We start from the raw sequence: 16,614 nt of genomic DNA, 5'->3' as shown, positions 1-16,614 counted from the left end.
AGCACCTTGGGTAGGTGGTTGGTAACGGAAAGGTAAATCTGTAGATCGGAGTGCAACCCTCCACGCGCATCGGGGGTCGTATGGTGCGTCGGGACTTCCGGGAGGGGATCCGGGGGGATCGGGAAGTCCGGCACGGGAGGGGTAACCGTGAGGGGGTCCGGCCGCGAGGCCGGACCCCCTTTGGTCCTTCCAGGAGCCCGCCGCCACCGGTTCGTCCACAGGCCCGCCGCACTGTCGGCGCCCCGGGGTAACTTCGTGCCATGGCAGACGACGGGACGGTGCAACGGGCAGTGCTGGAGGGGGTGCTCGAACGCATCACCTACGCCAACGAGGAGAGCGGCTACACGGTCGCGCGTGTCGACACCGGCCGCGGCAGCGGCGACCTCCTCACCGTCGTCGGCGCCCTGCTGGGCGCGCAGCCCGGTGAATCGCTGCGCATGGAAGGCCGTTGGGGCTCCCACCCGCAGTACGGCAAGCAGTTCACGGTGGAGAACTACCGCACCGTGCTCCCCGCCACCATCCAGGGCATCAGGCGCTACCTCGGCTCCGGCCTGATCAAGGGGATCGGCCCGAAGATCGCCGACCGCATCGTGGAGCACTTCGGCACCGACACCCTCGACGTGATCGAGGCCGAGCCGAAGCGGCTGGTGGAGGTACCGGGTCTGGGCCCCAAGCGGACGAAGCTGATCGGGGCCGCCTGGGAGGAGCAGAAGGCCATCAAGGAGGTCATGGTCTTCCTCCAGGGCGTCGGCGTCTCCACCTCCATCGCGGTCCGCATCTACAAGAAGTACGCCGACGCCTCCATCTCGGTGGTGAAGAACCAGCCCTACCGGCTCGCCGCCGACGTCTGGGGCATCGGCTTCCTCACCGCCGACCGGATCGCCCAGGCCGTCGGCATCCCGCACGACAGCCCGGAGCGGGTCAAGGCCGGGCTCCAGTACGCCCTTTCCCAGTCCACCGACCAGGGCCACTGCTTCCTGCCCGAGGAGCGGCTGATCGCCGACGGGGTGAAACTGCTCCAGGTGGACACGGGCCTGGTCATCGACTGCCTGGCCGAACTCGCCGCCGACCCGGAGGGGGTCGTACGGGAACGGGTGCCCGACCCGCAGGGCGGACCGGACCCGCTCACCGCCGTCTACCTGGTGCCCTTCCACCGGGCCGAGCTGTCGCTGGTGGGGCAGGTGCGCCGGCTCCTGCACGCCGAGGACGACCGGATGCCCGCCTTCCAGGACGTGGACTGGGACAAGGCGCTGGGCTGGCTCGCGGGACGGACCGGGGCCGAACTCGCGCCCGAGCAGCGGGACGCGGTCCGCCTCGCGCTCACCCGCCGCGTCGCCGTCCTCACCGGCGGACCGGGCTGCGGCAAGTCCTTCACCGTCCGCTCGATCGTGGAGCTGGCCCGTGCCAAGAAGGCCAAGGTCGTCCTCGCCGCACCCACCGGGCGGGCGGCGAAGCGGCTGGCCGAGCTGACCGGGGCCGAGGCCTCCACGGTGCACCGGCTGCTGGAGCTCAAGCCGGGCGGCGACGCGGCCTACGACCGGGAACGGCCGCTGGACGCGGACCTGGTCGTGGTGGACGAGGCCTCGATGCTGGACCTGCTGCTGGCCAACAAGCTGGTCAAGGCCGTGGCGCCGGGCGCGCACCTGCTGCTGGTCGGGGACGTGGACCAGCTGCCCTCCGTCGGCGCCGGGGAGGTGCTGCGGGACCTGCTGGCCGAGGGCGGCCCCGTGCCCGCGGTCCGGCTGACCCGGATCTTCCGGCAGGCCCAGCAGTCCGGCGTGGTCACCAACGCCCACCGGATCAACACCGGCCTGCCGCCGGTCACCGAGGGGCTGCCGGACTTCTTCCTCTTCCCCGAGGAGGACACCGAGGAGGCCGGGCGGCTCGCCGTCGACGTCGCCGCCCGCCGCATCCCGGCACGGTTCGGACTCGACCCGCGCCGCGACGTCCAGGTCCTCGCGCCGATGCACCGGGGCCCGGCCGGCGCCGGGAACCTCAACGGCCTCCTGCAGCAGGCCATGACCCCGGCCCGGCCGGACCTGCCGGAGAAGCGCTTCGGCGGCCGGGTCTTCCGGGTGGGCGACAAGGTGACCCAGATCCGGAACAACTACGAGAAGGGCGCCAACGGCGTCTTCAACGGCACGGTCGGCGTGGTCACCGGCCTCGACGCCGACGAACAGCGCCTGACGGTACGGACGGAGGAGGACGAGGAGATCGGCTACGAGTTCGCGGAGCTCGACGAACTGGCCCACGCGTACGCCGTCACCATCCACCGTTCCCAGGGGAGTGAATATCCGGCGGTGGTGATCCCCGTCACCACCGGAGCTTGGATGATGCTCCAGCGGAACCTGCTGTACACGGCGGTGACGAGGGCGAAGAAACTGGTCGTCCTCGTCGGGTCCCGCAAAGCGCTCGGGCAGGCTGTGCGTACGGTTTCCGCAGGCAGGAGGTACACGGCGGTCGCGCCCAGACTGTCCGGCCGCATACCGGTGGGAAACATCACCTAGATGATCGATCATTTGGGGTTCCACCACCGGTGCGGAGGGGGCAGGATGAGCAGCTTGGCGGCACTCAGTGCCGTCAAAAGCACCAAACGCCGACCCCGAGTGCACTCTCCTGCGCCAAATGGGGGAAGGTAGAGGCAGTCAGGGCACCTCGAAGAAGAGGCACTACGTCGGTGAGGGATGACGTGAGCGACAACTCTGTAGTACTCCGGTACGCGGACGGTGAATACACCTACCCGGTGGTCGAGAGCACCGTCGGTGACCAGGGCTTCGACATCTCGAAGCTGAGGGCCCAGACCGGGCTCGTCACTCTGGACAGCGGCTACGGCAACACCGCGGCCTACAAGTCCGCGATTACCTACCTCGACGGTGAGCAGGGCATCCTGCGCTACCGCGGCTACCCGATCGAGCAGCTGGCCGAGCGTTCGACCTTCATCGAGGTCGCCTACCTGCTGATCAACGGTGAGCTGCCGACCGTCGACCAGCTCGCGTCGTTCCGCAACGAGATCACCCAGCACACGCTGCTGCACGAGGACGTGAAGCGCTTCTACGACGGCTTCCCGCGTGACGCGCACCCGATGGCGATGCTGTCCTCCGTGGTCAGCGCGCTGTCGACGTTCTACCAGGACAGCCACAACCCCTTCGACGAGAAGCAGCGCCACCTCTCGACGATCCGGCTGCTGGCCAAGCTCCCGACGATCGCGGCGTACGCGTACAAGAAGTCGGTCGGCCACCCGGTGGTCTACCCGCGCAACGACCTCGGCTACGTCGAGAACTTCCTGCGCATGACCTTCTCCGTGCCGGCCCAGGAGTACGACCTGGACCCGGTCGTGGTCTCGGCGCTCGACAAGCTGCTGATCCTGCACGCGGACCACGAGCAGAACTGTTCGACCTCCACCGTGCGCCTGGTCGGCTCCTCGCAGGCGAACATGTTCGCCTCGATCTCCGCCGGCATCTCGGCCCTGTGGGGTCCGCTGCACGGTGGCGCCAACCAGTCCGTCCTGGAGATGCTCGAGGGCATCGCCAACGACGGCGGCGACGTCGACGCCTTCATCCGCAAGGTGAAGAACAAGGAGGACGGCGTCCGCCTGATGGGCTTCGGGCACCGCGTCTACAAGAGCTTCGACCCCCGGGCGAAGATCATCAAGGCCGCGGCGCACGACGTCCTCTCGGCGCTCGGCAAGAGCGACGAGCTGCTGGACATCGCGCTCAAGCTGGAGGAGCACGCGCTGGCCGACGACTACTTCGTCGAGCGCAACCTCTACCCGAACGTGGACTTCTACACCGGTCTCATCTACCGGGCCATGGGCTTCCCGACCGAGATGTTCACCGTGCTCTTCGCGATCGGCCGGCTGCCCGGCTGGATCGCCCAGTGGCACGAGATGATCAAGGAGCCGGGTTCCCGCATCGGCCGCCCGCGCCAGATCTACACCGGCGAGGTCCTGCGCGACTTCGTTCCGGTCGAGGCCCGCTGACCCGAGGCACTCTCCCCCCCGCGGCCGAGGCCGCACGCGAGGTTCACGAAAAGCGCCCCGCCGCCGATCCCCCCACGGGTCGACGGTCGGGGCGCTTTCCTTTCCCCGGAGCGGATTCCCCCCACGGGACCCGGACCGGGGCGTCGGTGTCTGCCGGGACCCGTTTCGGGTCGGGAGGGCCGCTCAAAGCTTCCCGCGGGCACGCGTCCCGGCCGGCTGGTGCCGCGGACGTCCCCCAAGACCTCCGTGGAACGCCCCCAAGACGTTCCTGGCACTGCCTCATTAGACCCGTGTCGACCCCGGATGGTTACGCTGCGATCACTGTGATCTGCGTCTCCCGTGAAGGAAGTGTGTGCGCTCCGCGGAGGGGAGCCCTCCGGACTCCGTCCAGGGGACCCCTGGCGGAAGGCCGGCGGACCCCCTAGCGGAAGGACCGCAGCCGGAGGCTGTTCGTCACCACGAAGACCGAGGAGAAGGCCATCGCCGCTCCCGCGATCATGGGGTTGAGCAGTCCGGCGGCCGCCAGCGGCAGGGCGGCCACGTTGTAGCCGAAGGCCCAGAACAGGTTGCCCTTGATGACGGCCAGGGTCCGGCGGGACAGCCTGATCGCGTCCGCGGCCACCCTCAGGTCGCCCCGTACCAGGGTCAGGTCGCCCGCCTCGATCGCGGCGTCCGTCCCGGTACCCATGGCCAGGCCGAGGTCGGCCTGGGCCAGCGCGGCCGCGTCGTTGACCCCGTCGCCGACCATGGCGACCGTACGGCCCCGCGCCTGGAGTCCGCGGACGACGTCCGCCTTGTCCTGCGGGAGCACCTCGGCGATCACCTCGTCGATGCCCACCTCGCGGGCCACCGCCTCGGCCACGGCCTTGTTGTCGCCGGTCAGCAGCACCGGGGTGAGGCCGAGGGCCCGCAGCCGGACGATCGCCTCGGCGCTGGTCCCCTTCACCGCGTCGGCCACGGTCAGCACCCCGCGCGCCTCCCCGTCCCAGGCCACCAGGACGGCCGTGGCGCCCTGGGCCTCGGCCGCCGCCTTGGCCCGCACCAGCCCGGCGGGAAGCTCGATCGACCGGTCGGCCAGCAGCCGCTCCCGGCCCACCAGGACGGCGTGCCCTTCGACCACGCCCTGCACGCCCAGTCCGGCGAGGTTCTCGAACCCCTCGGGGACGGGCAGTGCGCCCGCCCGGCCGGCCGCACCGGTGGCGACGGCCCGGGCGATCGGGTGCTCGGAGGCGTGCTCCAGGGCCCCGGCGAGGCGCAGCAGTTCGTCCTCGGCGACGCCCGGGGCGGGGTGCACGCCGGTCAGGGTCATCCGGCCGGTGGTGACGGTTCCGGTCTTGTCCAGGACGACGGTGTCCACGCGGCGGGTGGACTCCAGCACCTCCGGCCCCTTGATCAGGATCCCGAGCTGGGCGCCCCGTCCGGTGCCCACCATGAGCGCGGTCGGGGTGGCCAGGCCCAGGGCGCACGGGCAGGCGATGATCAGGACGGCCACGGCCGCGGTGAAGGCGGCGGTGGGGTCGTCGGTGATCAGCAGCCAGGTGACCCAGGTGCCGAGCGCGAGCAGCAGGACGACCGGAACGAAGATCCCGGAGACCCGGTCGGCGAGGCGCTGCACCTCGGCCTTGCCGTTCTGGGCCTCCTCGACGAGCCGGGCCATCCGGGCGAGCTGGGTGTCGGCGCCGACGCGAGTGGCTTCGACGACGAGGCGGCCGGAGGCATTGACGGTGGCCCCGGTGACCGCGTCGCCGACGGAGACCTCGACCGGGACCGACTCGCCGGTCAGCATGGAGGCGTCGACGGCGGAGCGGCCCTCGACGACGGTGCCGTCGGTGGCGATCTTCTCGCCGGGGCGTACGACGAAGCGGTCGCCGACGGCGAGCGCACCGGCCGGGATGCGCACCTCGCGGCCCGCGCGCAGGACGGCGACCTCCTTGGCGCCCAGTTCCATCAGGGCCTTCAGGGCCGCCCCGGCCTTCCGCTTGGAGCGGGCCTCCAGGTAGCGGCCGAGGAGGATGAAGCTGACGACGCCGGCCGCCACCTCCAGGTAGATGGCGGAGGAGCCGTCCGTACGGGAGATCGTCAGGTCGAAGCCGTGCCGCATGCCCGGCATGCCCGCGTGGCCGAAGAACAGGGCCCACAGGGACCAGGCGAAGGCGGCCAGGGTGCCGACCGAGACCAGGGTGTCCATGGTGGCGGCGCCGTGCCGGGCGTTGGTCCAGGCGGCCCGGTGGAAGGGGAGCGCGCCCCAGACGACGACCGGGGCGGCGAGGGTCAGGGAGAGCCACTGCCAGTTGTCGAACTGGAGGGCGGGGACCATCGCGAGCAGGACGACGGGCAGGGCCAGGGCGGCGGAGACGAGCAGCCGGCCGCGCAGTGCGGCGAGTTCGGGGTCGGGTGCGGCGGCCCGGGCCCCGGCGGCGGGTTCCGGTTGCGGCGGTTCGGGCTCCGCGGCGGTGTACCCGGTCCTGACGACGGTCGCGATCAGGTCGGCGACCCGGACGTCCCCGCCGTAGGAGACGTGGGCCTTCTCGGTGGCGTAGTTCACCGTGGCCTCGACGCCGTCCATCCGGTTGAGCTTCTTCTCGATGCGGGCCGCGCAGGAGGCGCAGGTCATCCCGCCGATCGAGAGCTCGACCGCTGCTATGGGCCCGTCGTGCACTGTGCTGGTCATGTTCCGGCTCCAGGGGGGAGGGCCGGGCCGTACGGAACCAGTATCAGCTGGCCGGCACGGCCCGGCGGGGTACTGCTGCGTGCTGTGCGGGGTGCTGCCGCAGGAGGAAGGTGCTCAGGCCCGGCCGGCGAACTCGTACCCGGCCTCGTCCACGGCGGCGCGGACGTCCTCGTCGGCGAGTGCGGCGGTGGAGACCACGGTGACCTCGCCGGTCGCGGCGACGGCCTTGACCGAGCTGACGCCCGGCAGGGCGGCGAGCTCGGCGGTCACCGCGCCCTCGCAGTGCCCGCAGGTCATGCCGGTCACCCGGTAGACGGTGGTGGTCTGGGTGTCCGTCTCGGCGGTCATCTCGTTCTCCTCTTCAGGGGCGTGTCCGGGCACCGGAGGGGCGGCGGATCCCTCCACCGTCCTCCCGACACTCAGAGACTATACCCCTAGGGGGTATCGAAGCGAGTATCTGGAGCCCGGGATCTCTGAATGGCAGATCACTCTGAACTGTACGTAAACGGCGCATATGGATCATCCGGGAACCCTCGTCCTGATCACGGCCGCCGCCGTTCTCGCACCGCTCCTCGCGCGGGCAGGTCATCGACGTACTGAGCCGGCTCGGCCTCGCCATGCTGATCTTCCTGGCCGGCTACGAGATCCAGTTCGACCAGGTCAGGGGAGACACCTCAACCGGTCCCTGTGGGCCTGGGCGGCCGCGCTCGCCCTGCTGCGGTGGAAGCCATGGGCTTCGGCTTCCTGGTACCGCTGTCCTACGTGGTCACCGGGATCGAGTTCGACTTGAAGGCGCTGCTCGGCGGCGGAAGGGCGCGGGCCGGCGACGACAGGTCCTGGTGAACGGACCGGGCGGCGACGGCGCAGACCCGGGGCCCGCTGCGGCCCCGCCGCCGGCCGGACCGCGGGTCAGTCCTCGCGGCGGCCCCGGTTGCCGGGGCGGCGGGCCACCCATGCGCGGACGGTGTCGGCGTACCAGTAGGGCTTGCCGCCCTCCACGTGGTCGGGAGGGGGCAGGAGACCGTGCTTGCGATAGGAGCGCACGGTGTCCGGCTGGACGCGGATGTGGGCGGCAATCTCCTTGTAGGACCACAGCTGTCGGTCGCTCATGCACGACACCTCCTTGTCCACGCCGCAGGGCCGGCCGGGAGGCCGTCGGGGGAGCCGGCGCGTGGACCGTGACGATCACTCGGGTTGTGCCCAGGGAACGACGCCGGTGCAGGACAGGGGAGGGGCTGTCGAACGCCTGTGACGGAAAACCCGCGTCATACGGACATGCGTGACATGAAGGGGACCCCTGTGACAGATGCGTCACAGGGGTCGCCCGGTCCTGATGTACCGAACGAGGGACGAAACGGCTCAGCGGTACAGGGCCGGCCGCTCCACCTGCTCCACCACGGTCCGTACGCCGCTGCGCGAGGCCGCCAGCCCCGCCGCCGAGACCGCCGCCGCCGCGTAGCCGTCCCAGGCGTCCGGTCCCGCCACCCGGCCCCGCGCCGCGGCCGCCACCCAGCGCCGCAGCTGACGGTCGTAGGCATCGGCGAAGCGCACCGTGAAGTCCTGGTCGATCTCCCCGCCCCACCGGCCCCCCGACTGCACCACCATCGCGTGGCCGTCACCGATCCGGGCCGTCCCGGACTCGCCGACCGCCTCGCACTGCACCTGGTAGCCGAACCCGCAGTTGACGAAGATCTCCACGTCGACGACCGCCCCGCCGGAGGTCTCCAGCAGCACCAGCCGCGGATCGCGCAGACCCTCCGGAGCCGCCGACGCGGGACGGGGCGAGAGCACCGACACCGCAGTGACCTCCTGCCCCAGCAGCCAGCGCGCCGCGTCCACCTCGTGCACCACCGAATCGCTGATCAGCATGTCGCTGGTGAAGAAGGACGGCGAGGAGGCGTTGCGGTGGCGGCAGTGCAGGAAGAGCGGCCGCCCGATCGCCCCCGCGTCCAACAGCTCCTTGAGGCGCTCGTACTCGGCGTCGTGCCGCCGCATGAAGCCCACCTGCACCAGGCGCCGCCCCAGCCGCCGTTCCGCCTCCATCACCCGCAGCGCACCCTCCGGGTCCGGCGTCAGCGGCTTCTCGCACAGCACCGGCAGTTCCCGCTCCAGGGCGTGCAGGAGCGCCTCCTCGTGCGCGGGCCCGGGCGAGGCGATCAGTACGGCCTGCACCCCGGGCGCGGCTATCGCCGCCGCCGGGTCGGTGTACGCGCCCGCACCGTCGAGACGGCCCGCGACCTCCTTGACCCGGTCCCCGTCCGGGTCGGCCACGGCCACCACCCGGGCCCCGCCCACGGTCCGGCCGATCCGGCGGACGTGGTCGGCGCCCATCTTCCCGGTGCCGATGACGGCGATACCGAGCGTGCTGGTCATGTCGGTTCCTCCTTCAGGCGCCGCAGGAGCGCAAGTAGGCACGGGTACGGCGGGCGATCGGCAGCGGCCGGTCCGGCGGGCACGGGTACATGTCCTGCTCCACGATGGCGAAGAGGTCCACCCCGAGCCGCTGGGCCGCCGCCAGTACGGGCTCCAGCGCGGGCACCCCCGACGGCGGCTCGCACATCACCCCCCGGCCCACCGCCGGACCGAACGGCAGCTCCTGCGCCACGACTTCGGCGAGGATCCGCGGGTCCACCTGCTTGAGGTGGAGGTAGCCGATCCGCTCCGCGAAGGTCTCGATCGCCTCGACGCTGTCGCCGCCGCAGTACGCGTAGTGCCCGGTGTCCAGACAGAGGGAGACGAGCCCGGGGTCGGTGGCGTCCAGGAAGCGGGCCACGTTCTCCGGGGTGTCGATGTGGGTGTCGGCGTGCGGATGGACGACGATCCGCAGTCCGTACCGGTCCTGGACCTCCCGGCCCAGCCGCTCGGTCTGGGTGGTCAGTTCACGCCACTGTTCCGCGGTGAGGGTGCGGTCCTCCCGCACCTCCCCCGTCCTGTCGTCCCGCCAGAAGGAGGGGATCACGACGAGATGGGCCGCGCCCATGGCCCGGGTGAGCGCCGCGATCCGCGACACGTGCGCCCAGGTGTCCTCCCACACGGCGGGCCCGTGATGGAGTCCGGTGAACACGGTCCCGGCCGAGACCCGCAGCCCGCGCTTGTCCGTCTCCTCGGTGAGCCGGGCGGGATCGGTGGGCAGGTACCCGTAGGGGCCGAGCTCGATCCACCGGTACCCGGCCCCGGCGACCTCGTCGAGGAAGCGTTCCCAGGGCGTCTGCTGCGGATCGTCGGGGAACCAGACACCCCAGGAGTCCGGAGCCGAACCGACGCGGATACGGGTCAACGCGGGCGGGGAGGACGTCATAGCGGCCACCTTAGGGTGGGAGAGAGTGGGAGGACTGACTGTGACCGGCACCGGCGATCCGTTCGCGTTCGACCTGATCACGATGGGCCGGATCGGGGTGGATCTCTACCCGCTGACGACCGGCGTACCACTGGCCGAGGCGGAGACCTTCGGCAAGTTCCTCGGTGGCTCCCCGGCGAACGTGGCCGTCGCGGCGGCCCGGCTGGGGCGGCGGGTGGCGCTGATCACCCGGACCGGCGCGGACCCCTTCGGCGGGTATCTCCGCTCCGAACTGCGCGGGTTCGGCGTGGACGACCGGTGGGCGACGGAGGTCTCCGGCCCGCCCACCCCGATCACCTTCTGCGAGATCTTCCCGCCGGACCGGTTCCCCCTGTACTTCTACCGGCTGCCGAAGGCCCCGGACCTGGAGATCGCCCCGGACGAGGTGGACCTGGAGGCCGTACGGGCGGCGCGCGTGTTCTGGATGACGGGGACGGGCCTGAGCGAGGATCCCTCGCGGACGGCGACCCTCGCCGCGCTCGACGCGCGGGCCCGGTCCGGGACGACGGTGTTCGACCTGGACTGGCGGCCGATGCTGTGGCGCGAAGACCCCGGCCCGCACTACGAACGGGCGCTGGCGCGCGCGACGGTGGCCGTCGGGAACACCGAGGAGTGCGCGATCGCCACGGGGGAGTCCGAGCCGTACGCGGCGGCGCGCGCCCTGCTCGCCGCCGGGGTGGAACTGGCGGTGGTCAAACGCGGCCCGGAGGGTGTGCTGGCGGTCCACCGCGACGGGACGGTGGCGGACGTCCCGCCGGTGGCGGTCGAGGTGGTCAACGGGCTGGGCGCGGGCGACGCGTTCGGCGGGGCGCTGTGTCACGGGCTGCTGGCCGGGTGGGACCTGGAGCGGGTCGTGCGGTACGCCAACGCGGCGGGCGCGATCGTGGCTTCGCGGCTGGCGTGTTCGACGGCGATGCCGTTCTCCGACGAGGTCGAGGAGGTGCTGGGGCATGCCGGTGGTGTCTGAGTGGGGGATGTCCTGGACGAGGCTGCTCGTGCTGGAGCTGGCGCCGGGGGAGGTGTACGCGCACCCGTGCGGGGAGTCGGAGTGGATCGTGCTCCCGCTGTCGGGCGGGTGCGAGGTCCGCCGGCGGGCTCTGCCCGGACCCGGTCCTCGCCCGTCGGCGGGACCCGAGGACCGGGGCTCCGCCCCCGGCAGCGGACCGGAGGTCTTCCGACTGCGCGGGCGGACGGGGGTGTTCGACGCTGTCACCGACTTCGCGTACCTGCCCCGGGACGGGCATGCGGAGGTCACCTCGGCCGCCGGCGGGCGGTTCGCCCTCGCCGGGGCCAGGTGCGAGCGGAGACTGCCCGCCCGGTACGGGGCCGCCGGGGACGTCCCGGTCGAACTGCGGGGCGCCGGGCACTGTTCACGCCAGGTCAACAACTTCGCCGCCGCCTCCCCGGACGGCTTCGACTGCGACCGGCTGATCGCCGTGGAGGTGCTCACCCCCGGCGGGAACTGGTCCTCGTACCCGCCCCACAAGCACGACGAGGACCACCCCGGCGAGGAGTCCCGGCTGGAGGAGATCTACTACTTCGAGATCGCCCCGCACGGCGACACCCCCGGCCTCGGCTACCAGCGCGTCAGCCCCTCCCCGGCGGGGAAGACCGACATCCTGGCCGAGGTGCGGACCGGGGACGCCGTGCTCGTCCCGGACGGCTGGCACGGGCCGTCCGTCGCCGCCCCCGGGCACGACATGTATTACCTGAACGTGATGGCCGGACCGGGCCGCACCCGGGAGTGGCTGATCCGGGACCACCCCGACCACGGCTGGATCCGGGACAGCTGGGACGGACAGGCCGTCGACCCCCGGCTGCCCTTCCCCGGAGCGGAGGACCACCGATGAGGCTCACCGTCGCCCAGGCCCTCGTACGCTTCCTCGCCCACCAGTACACCGAGCGCGACGGGCAGCGCCACCGGCTGATCGCAGCCACCTGGGGGATCTTCGGGCACGGGAACGTGGCGGGCCTCGGCCAGGCCCTCCTGGAGACCGGGCCGGAAGGGATGCCCTTCCTCCAGGGGCGCAACGAGCAGGCCATGGTGCACGCCGCCGTCGGTTACGCCCGCCAGTGCGGGCGGCTCTCCGCGCACGCCGTCACCACCTCCATCGGGCCCGGCGCCACCAACCTCGTCACGGGCGCCGCCCTCGCCACCGTCAACCGGATCCCGGTGCTGCTGCTGCCCGGCGACACCTTCGCCACCCGTCCCGCCGACCCCGTCCTCCAGCAGCTGGAGGTGCCCTACGCGGGCGACGTCTCCGTCAACGACGCCCTGCGGCCCGTCTCCCGCCACTTCGACCGGATCACCCGCCCCGAGGCGCTGGTCCCCGCCGCCCTCCAGGCCGTGCGGGTGCTCACCGACCCGGTGCAGACCGGCGCCGTCACCCTCGCCCTTCCGCAGGACGTGCAGGCGGAGGCGTACGACTGGCCCGAGGAGTTCTTCGCCGACCGGGTGTGGCGCATCCGCCGGCCCCGGCCCGACCGCGCCGAGCTCGCCGCCGCGGCGGCGGCCGTACGGGGTTCCGCGCGCCCCTTGATCGTCGCGGGCGGCGGGATCCGGCACAGCGCGGCCCAGGCGGCCCTGGCCGCCTTCGCGGAGGCCACCGGGATCCCGGTCGCCGTGACGCAGGCGGGCAAGGGGGTGCTCCCGTACGACCATCCCGCCGACGTCGGCGGGATCGGGCACACGGGCACGGCCACCGCCTGCGAACTGGCCCGGGAGGCCGATCTCGTCATCGCCGCCGGGACCCGGCTGACGGACTTCACCACCGCCTCCGCGACCCTCTTCCAGCACCGGGCCGTCCGTTTCGTCGGCCTCAACCTCGACCCGTACGACGCCCACAAACTGGCCGCCGGGCCGCTGGTGGCCGATGCCCGCGAGGGGCTCGACGAACTCCGCGAGGCGGTCGCCGGGTACCGGGTGGACCCCGCGTACGAGGCCGCGTACCGGGAGCGCAAGCAGGACTGGGAGCGGCGCGTCGACCGGGCCTACGCCGTCCCCGCCCCGGACGAGGAGCGCCCCCCGAGCCAGACCCAGGTGCTCGGGCTGCTCGACGCGCTGGCCGACGGCACCGACATCCTCGTCAACGCCGCCGGATCCCTCCCCGGCGACCTGCACAAGCTGTGGCGGACCCGCTCGGCCGACCAGTACCACGTCGAGTACGGGTACTCCTGCATGGGCTACGAGATCCCGGCCGCGCTCGGGGTGGCGCTGGCCGCGCCCGGCCGCCCGGTGTGGGCGCTGGTCGGCGACGGGACGTACCTGATGAACCCGACGGAGATCGTCACGGCCGTCCAGGAGGGCGTCCCGGTCAAGGCGGTGGTCCTCGACAACCACGGGTACGCCTCGATCGGGGGCCTTTCCGGGGCGGTGGGCGGCGAGGGCTTCGGCACCGGGTACCGCTTCCGCGCGCCGGACGCCTCGTACAGCGGGGACCCCCTTCCGGTGGACCTCGCGGCGAACGCGGCTTCCCTGGGGATGGCGGTGATCCGCGCCCGCACCGTACGTGACCTGCGGGAAGCTCTCGCCGAGGCCCGTTCGGCGACGGGTCCCACATGTGTCTACGTACAGACCCGAACGCCCGACACTGTGTCGGGCCCGCCTCCGGCACAGGCGTGGTGGGATGTTCCTGTCGCCGGGACCGCGACCCGCAAGGCTGCGGTCCGGGCCCGGGAAGAGTACGACCGGCAAGCCGCGCAGCGACGTCGCCATCTGTGAAGGAGCAAGGCATGAAGACCGTCAACCACTGGATCGGTGGCAAGACCGTCGAGGGCGCGTCGGGCAACTACGGCCCGGTCACCGACCCGGCGACCGGCGAGGTCACCACCCAGGTCGCGCTCGCCTCGCCCGCCGAGGTCGACGCGGCCGTACAGGTCGCGAAGGAGGCCTTCCAGACCTGGGGGCAGTCCTCGCTGGCCGCCCGGACCAAGGTGCTGTTCGCCTACCGCGCCCTGCTGGACGCCAACCGCGACGCCATCGCCGAGCTGATCACCGCCGAGCACGGCAAGGTCCACTCGGACGCGCTGGGCGAGGTCGCACGCGGCCTGGAGATCGTCGAGCTGGCCTGCGGGATCACCACGCAGCTCAAGGGCGAACTGTCGACCTCGGTCTCCAACCGGGTCGACGTGTCCTCCATCCGCCAGCCGCTGGGCGTCGTCGCGGGCATCACCCCGTTCAACTTCCCGGCGATGGTCCCGATGTGGATGTTCCCGCTGGCGGTGGCCTGCGGAAACACGTTCATCCTCAAGCCGAGCGAGAAGGACCCGTCGGCGTCCAACAAGCTGGCCGAGCTGATGACCGAGGCCGGCCTGCCCGCGGGCGTGCTGAACGTGGTCCACGGCGACAAGGCCGCGGTGGACGCCCTGCTCGCCCACCCCGACGTCGCGGCTGTCTCCTTCGTCGGCTCCACCCCGATCGCCCGGCACATCCACACCACCGCCTCGGCCAACGGCAAGCGCGTGCAGGCCCTGGGCGGCGCCAAGAACCACATGCTGGTGCTCCCGGACGCCGACCTGGACGCGGCGGCCGACGCGGCCGTCTCCGCCGCCTACGGTTCGGCCGGCGAGCGCTGCATGGCGATCTCCGCCGTCGTGGCCGTCGGAGCCGTCGCCGACACCCTCGTCGAGAAGATCCGCGAGCGTGCCGAGAAGATCAAGATCGGCCCGGGCAACGACCCGGCCTCCGAGATGGGCCCGCTCATCACGGCCGCGCACCGCGACAAGGTCGCCTCGTACGTCAAGGGCGCCGCCGCCCAGGGCGCCGAGGTGGTCCTGGACGGCACGGGCTACACCGTCGAGGGCAACGAGAACGGCCACTGGATCGGGCTGTCACTGCTCGACCACGTGAAGACCGACTCCGACGCCTACCGCGACGAGATCTTCGGTCCGGTGCTGTGCGTGCTGCGCGCCGAGACCTACGAGGAGGGCGTGGCCCTCATCAACGCCTCGCCGTTCGGCAACGGCACCGCGATCTTCACCCGCGACGGCGGCGCCGCCCGCCGCTTCCAGCTGGAGATCGAGGCGGGCATGGTCGGCGTGAACGTGCCGATCCCGGTGCCGGTGGGCTACCACTCCTTCGGTGGCTGGAAGGACTCGCTCTTCGGCGACCTCCACATCTACGGCAACGACGGCATCCACTTCTACACGCGCGGCAAGGTCGTCACGACCCGCTGGCCCGACCCCGCGGACGCCCCGGCGGGCGTGGACCTGGGCTTCCCCCGCAACCACTGACACCCCCCGCCACCACCGGCGCCCGCCGCCGCCCCTGACGCCCCGGCGGCCCTGGCGCCCCCCTCACGGAACCCCCGGCCATCCCCTCCGGCCGGGGGTTCCCGCCGTCCCGGCCGGCCGGGCGGCTCCCGTGCGGGCCGGGGCTGGGCGGTCCGGGGCGGGACGGCCGGGGCAGGCAGGGGGTTCAGCGGGCGCCGGCCAGGTCCGGTTCGGGCTGCGGCTCCTGCTGCGTGCGCCGGCGCCTGCGGCGCAGCACCCGGAGGGCGAGGGCGACGCCCGCCAGGACCAGGGCCGCCCCCGCCGCGGGCCAGGGCACGGCGACGAACTCCGCCTCGGCCCGCGAGACCAGGTCGGGGTGGGCGTTCGCACCGGCGCCGATCTCGACGGTGACCCGGTCCAGCTGCGGCGCGTCCGGCCACGGTTCGGTCAGCTCGACGCGCTGGCCCGGCAGCAGCACCAGCTTCAGCTCGCGGGCCGGCCGGTCCAGGACCCGGCGCCCGAACAGCCCCTCGGCCGAGATCGTCACCTTGGGCTCGACGACCACGTTGCCGCGGTTCACCAGCGCGTACGAGACGGTCGCGCGGGCGTCGCGGACCCAGGGCAGCAGCGGAGCCGACCGGCTGACCCGCACGTCCTCCACGCTCAGCCCCGGGGTCACCGGCCCCGGTACGCGGAAGTGGATACGGGCCCCCACCGAGCGCTTCACCCCGACCCGGACCTTGCCTTCCTGCTGCACGCCCTCCACAGCGGTGCCGAGGGCGACGATCCCGCCGACGTGGTCGCCGGGCGTCGCGTCCGCAGGGACCTTCACGGTGAAGGGGATGTCCTTGCGGCCCTTGGCGGGCACGGTGACGGTGTCCGCCGCCTCCGGCGGCAGCGCTATCCAGGTGCCGACGTCCTTGGGCGCGGTCTCCACCGGGAGCAGCGCGAAGGCTCCCCCGGCCGGGGTGTTGACGGCATCGGTGGCGAAGACCCGGAAGGTCAGCTCCTGGTCGGAGGAGTTGAGGATCGTCGCGCTGTCGCTGACCGTGGTGCCGGCCGCGCCCTGGTGGAAGAAGTACCCGCGGTCGGTGATCGCCGCACCGGCCGGGGGCGTGGGGAAGACCCCCCAGGTGCCGTTGTCCGCGGCCGCGGCCGGCCCTGCGGCCGGGAGCAGGAGTCCCCACGGCCCCAGGAGGGCGAGGAGGCCGAGGAGCAGCCCGTGGAGGAGGGTGCGGGGCGTACGGGTGCGGGTGCGCATGGGCGGGTCTCCAGTGGCGGCCGGCAGGGGAAGGGTGGCGGGGGGGGGGGGGGGCCCCCCCCCCCCGGGGGGGGGGGCCCCCGCGGGGGGGGGGGGGCGGGGCGGCCCCCCGCCGCGGGCAGACGGGCCGAAAAAAAAACCCGGGCAGGGAAAAC

At 72.5% G+C, this 16,614-nt stretch carries 13 protein-coding genes; 7 read left to right on the top strand and 6 right to left on the bottom strand.

All coding sequences use genetic code 11. The features are described 5' to 3' along the window. Positions 1-260: 260 nt before the first annotated feature. Together ACFWUZ_RS13085 and ACFWUZ_RS13080 are read left to right on the top strand one after the other, a co-directional pair. Positions 261-2,507, top strand: a complete 2,247-nt coding sequence (locus ACFWUZ_RS13085; RefSeq protein WP_384371396.1) for an ATP-dependent RecD-like DNA helicase — start codon at positions 261-263, stop codon at positions 2,505-2,507. Positions 2,508-2,689: 182 nt separating this feature from the next. Further along, the gene (locus tag ACFWUZ_RS13080; RefSeq protein ID WP_384371394.1) at positions 2,690-3,979 is read left to right on the top strand and encodes a citrate synthase; all 1,290 of its coding nucleotides are present in this window, start codon (positions 2,690-2,692) and stop codon (positions 3,977-3,979) included. 421 nt (positions 3,980-4,400) lie between these two features. On the opposite strand, the gene ACFWUZ_RS13075 is transcribed toward ACFWUZ_RS13080, so the two are convergent. Beyond that, the gene (locus ACFWUZ_RS13075) at positions 4,401-6,650 is read right to left on the bottom strand and encodes a heavy metal translocating P-type ATPase (protein WP_384371392.1); all 2,250 of its coding nucleotides are present in this window, start codon (positions 6,648-6,650) and stop codon (positions 4,401-4,403) included. A gap of 114 nt (positions 6,651-6,764) precedes the next feature. Next, entirely contained in the window at positions 6,765-6,998 is a 234-nt protein-coding gene (locus ACFWUZ_RS13070; RefSeq protein WP_384371390.1) for a heavy-metal-associated domain-containing protein, read from the bottom strand. A gap of 372 nt (positions 6,999-7,370) precedes the next feature. On the opposite strand from ACFWUZ_RS13070, the gene ACFWUZ_RS13065 reads away from it, so the two are divergent. Next, on the top strand, positions 7,371-7,493 hold the full coding sequence (locus tag ACFWUZ_RS13065) for a hypothetical protein (RefSeq protein ID WP_384371796.1): 123 nt from the start codon (positions 7,371-7,373) through the stop codon (positions 7,491-7,493). 66 nt (positions 7,494-7,559) lie between these two features. Here ACFWUZ_RS13065 and ACFWUZ_RS13060 read toward each other — a convergent pair whose 3' ends face one another. The 3 genes from ACFWUZ_RS13060 to ACFWUZ_RS13050 all read right to left on the bottom strand — a co-directional run bounded on the left by ACFWUZ_RS13060 (position 7,560) and on the right by ACFWUZ_RS13050 (position 9,948). Continuing rightward, positions 7,560-7,760 carry an AlpA family transcriptional regulator gene (locus ACFWUZ_RS13060; protein WP_030710687.1) on the bottom strand — a complete coding sequence of 67 codons (201 nt, stop codon included), beginning with the start codon at positions 7,758-7,760 and terminating at the stop codon, positions 7,560-7,562. 249 nt (positions 7,761-8,009) lie between these two features. Next, positions 8,010-9,023, bottom strand: a complete 1,014-nt coding sequence (locus tag ACFWUZ_RS13055; protein ID WP_384371388.1) for a Gfo/Idh/MocA family protein — start codon at positions 9,021-9,023, stop codon at positions 8,010-8,012. Positions 9,024-9,036: 13 nt separating this feature from the next. Beyond that, a complete protein-coding gene (locus ACFWUZ_RS13050; protein ID WP_384371386.1) occupies positions 9,037-9,948 on the bottom strand; it encodes a sugar phosphate isomerase/epimerase family protein in 912 nt (303 codons plus the stop codon). A gap of 25 nt (positions 9,949-9,973) precedes the next feature. Here ACFWUZ_RS13050 and iolC point away from each other — a divergent pair, with 25 nt between their 5' ends. From iolC to ACFWUZ_RS13030, 4 genes are read left to right on the top strand one after another with little or no spacing between them, the layout of a single operon-like run. Beyond that, positions 9,974-10,954 carry a 5-dehydro-2-deoxygluconokinase gene (gene iolC, locus ACFWUZ_RS13045; protein WP_384371384.1) on the top strand — a complete coding sequence of 327 codons (981 nt, stop codon included), beginning with the start codon at positions 9,974-9,976 and terminating at the stop codon, positions 10,952-10,954. Next, positions 10,938-11,837, top strand: a complete 900-nt coding sequence (gene iolB, locus ACFWUZ_RS13040) for a 5-deoxy-glucuronate isomerase (protein WP_384371380.1) — start codon at positions 10,938-10,940, stop codon at positions 11,835-11,837. Before iolC ends, iolB begins: the two co-directional genes overlap by 17 nt. Continuing rightward, positions 11,834-13,708 (top strand): 3D-(3,5/4)-trihydroxycyclohexane-1,2-dione acylhydrolase (decyclizing), encoded by a 1,875-nt coding sequence (gene iolD / locus ACFWUZ_RS13035; RefSeq protein ID WP_384371378.1) that lies wholly within the window; start codon positions 11,834-11,836, stop codon positions 13,706-13,708. Before iolB ends, iolD begins: the two co-directional genes overlap by 4 nt. Positions 13,709-13,719: 11 nt before the next feature. Next, entirely contained in the window at positions 13,720-15,219 is a 1,500-nt protein-coding gene (locus tag ACFWUZ_RS13030) for a CoA-acylating methylmalonate-semialdehyde dehydrogenase (protein WP_384371376.1), read from the top strand. Positions 15,220-15,403: 184 nt separating this feature from the next. On the opposite strand, the gene ACFWUZ_RS13025 is transcribed toward ACFWUZ_RS13030, so the two are convergent. Continuing rightward, positions 15,404-16,459, bottom strand: coding sequence for a WxL protein peptidoglycan domain-containing protein (locus ACFWUZ_RS13025; protein ID WP_384371374.1), 1,056 nt, complete (start codon positions 16,457-16,459; stop codon positions 15,404-15,406). Positions 16,460-16,614 lie beyond the last annotated feature (155 nt).

Source organism: Streptomyces sp. NPDC058646, assembly GCF_042716875.1.
Taxonomy (GTDB): Bacteria; Actinomycetota; Actinomycetes; order Streptomycetales; family Streptomycetaceae; genus Streptomyces.
This window is presented reverse-complemented; position numbering and strand designations above follow the sequence as displayed.

What these genes read in the sequence shown, in the direction of transcription:
- ACFWUZ_RS13085 (WP_384371396.1), top strand. Translation starts at nt 261, where the DNA reads ATGGCAGACGACGGGACGGTGCAACGGGCAGTGCTGGAGGGGGTGCTC.
- ACFWUZ_RS13075 (WP_384371392.1), bottom strand. Translation starts at nt 6,650, where the DNA reads ATGACCAGCACAGTGCACGACGGGCCCATAGCAGCGGTCGAGCTCTCG.
- ACFWUZ_RS13070 (WP_384371390.1), bottom strand. Translation starts at nt 6,998, where the DNA reads ATGACCGCCGAGACGGACACCCAGACCACCACCGTCTACCGGGTGACC.
- ACFWUZ_RS13060 (WP_030710687.1), bottom strand. Translation starts at nt 7,760, where the DNA reads ATGAGCGACCGACAGCTGTGGTCCTACAAGGAGATTGCCGCCCACATC.
- ACFWUZ_RS13055 (WP_384371388.1), bottom strand. Translation starts at nt 9,023, where the DNA reads ATGACCAGCACGCTCGGTATCGCCGTCATCGGCACCGGGAAGATGGGC.
- ACFWUZ_RS13050 (WP_384371386.1), bottom strand. Translation starts at nt 9,948, where the DNA reads ATGACGTCCTCCCCGCCCGCGTTGACCCGTATCCGCGTCGGTTCGGCT.
- iolB (WP_384371380.1), top strand. Translation starts at nt 10,938, where the DNA reads ATGCCGGTGGTGTCTGAGTGGGGGATGTCCTGGACGAGGCTGCTCGTG.
- iolD (WP_384371378.1), top strand. Translation starts at nt 11,834, where the DNA reads ATGAGGCTCACCGTCGCCCAGGCCCTCGTACGCTTCCTCGCCCACCAG.
- ACFWUZ_RS13030 (WP_384371376.1), top strand. Translation starts at nt 13,720, where the DNA reads ATGAAGACCGTCAACCACTGGATCGGTGGCAAGACCGTCGAGGGCGCG.
- ACFWUZ_RS13025 (WP_384371374.1), bottom strand. Translation starts at nt 16,459, where the DNA reads ATGCGCACCCGCACCCGTACGCCCCGCACCCTCCTCCACGGGCTGCTC.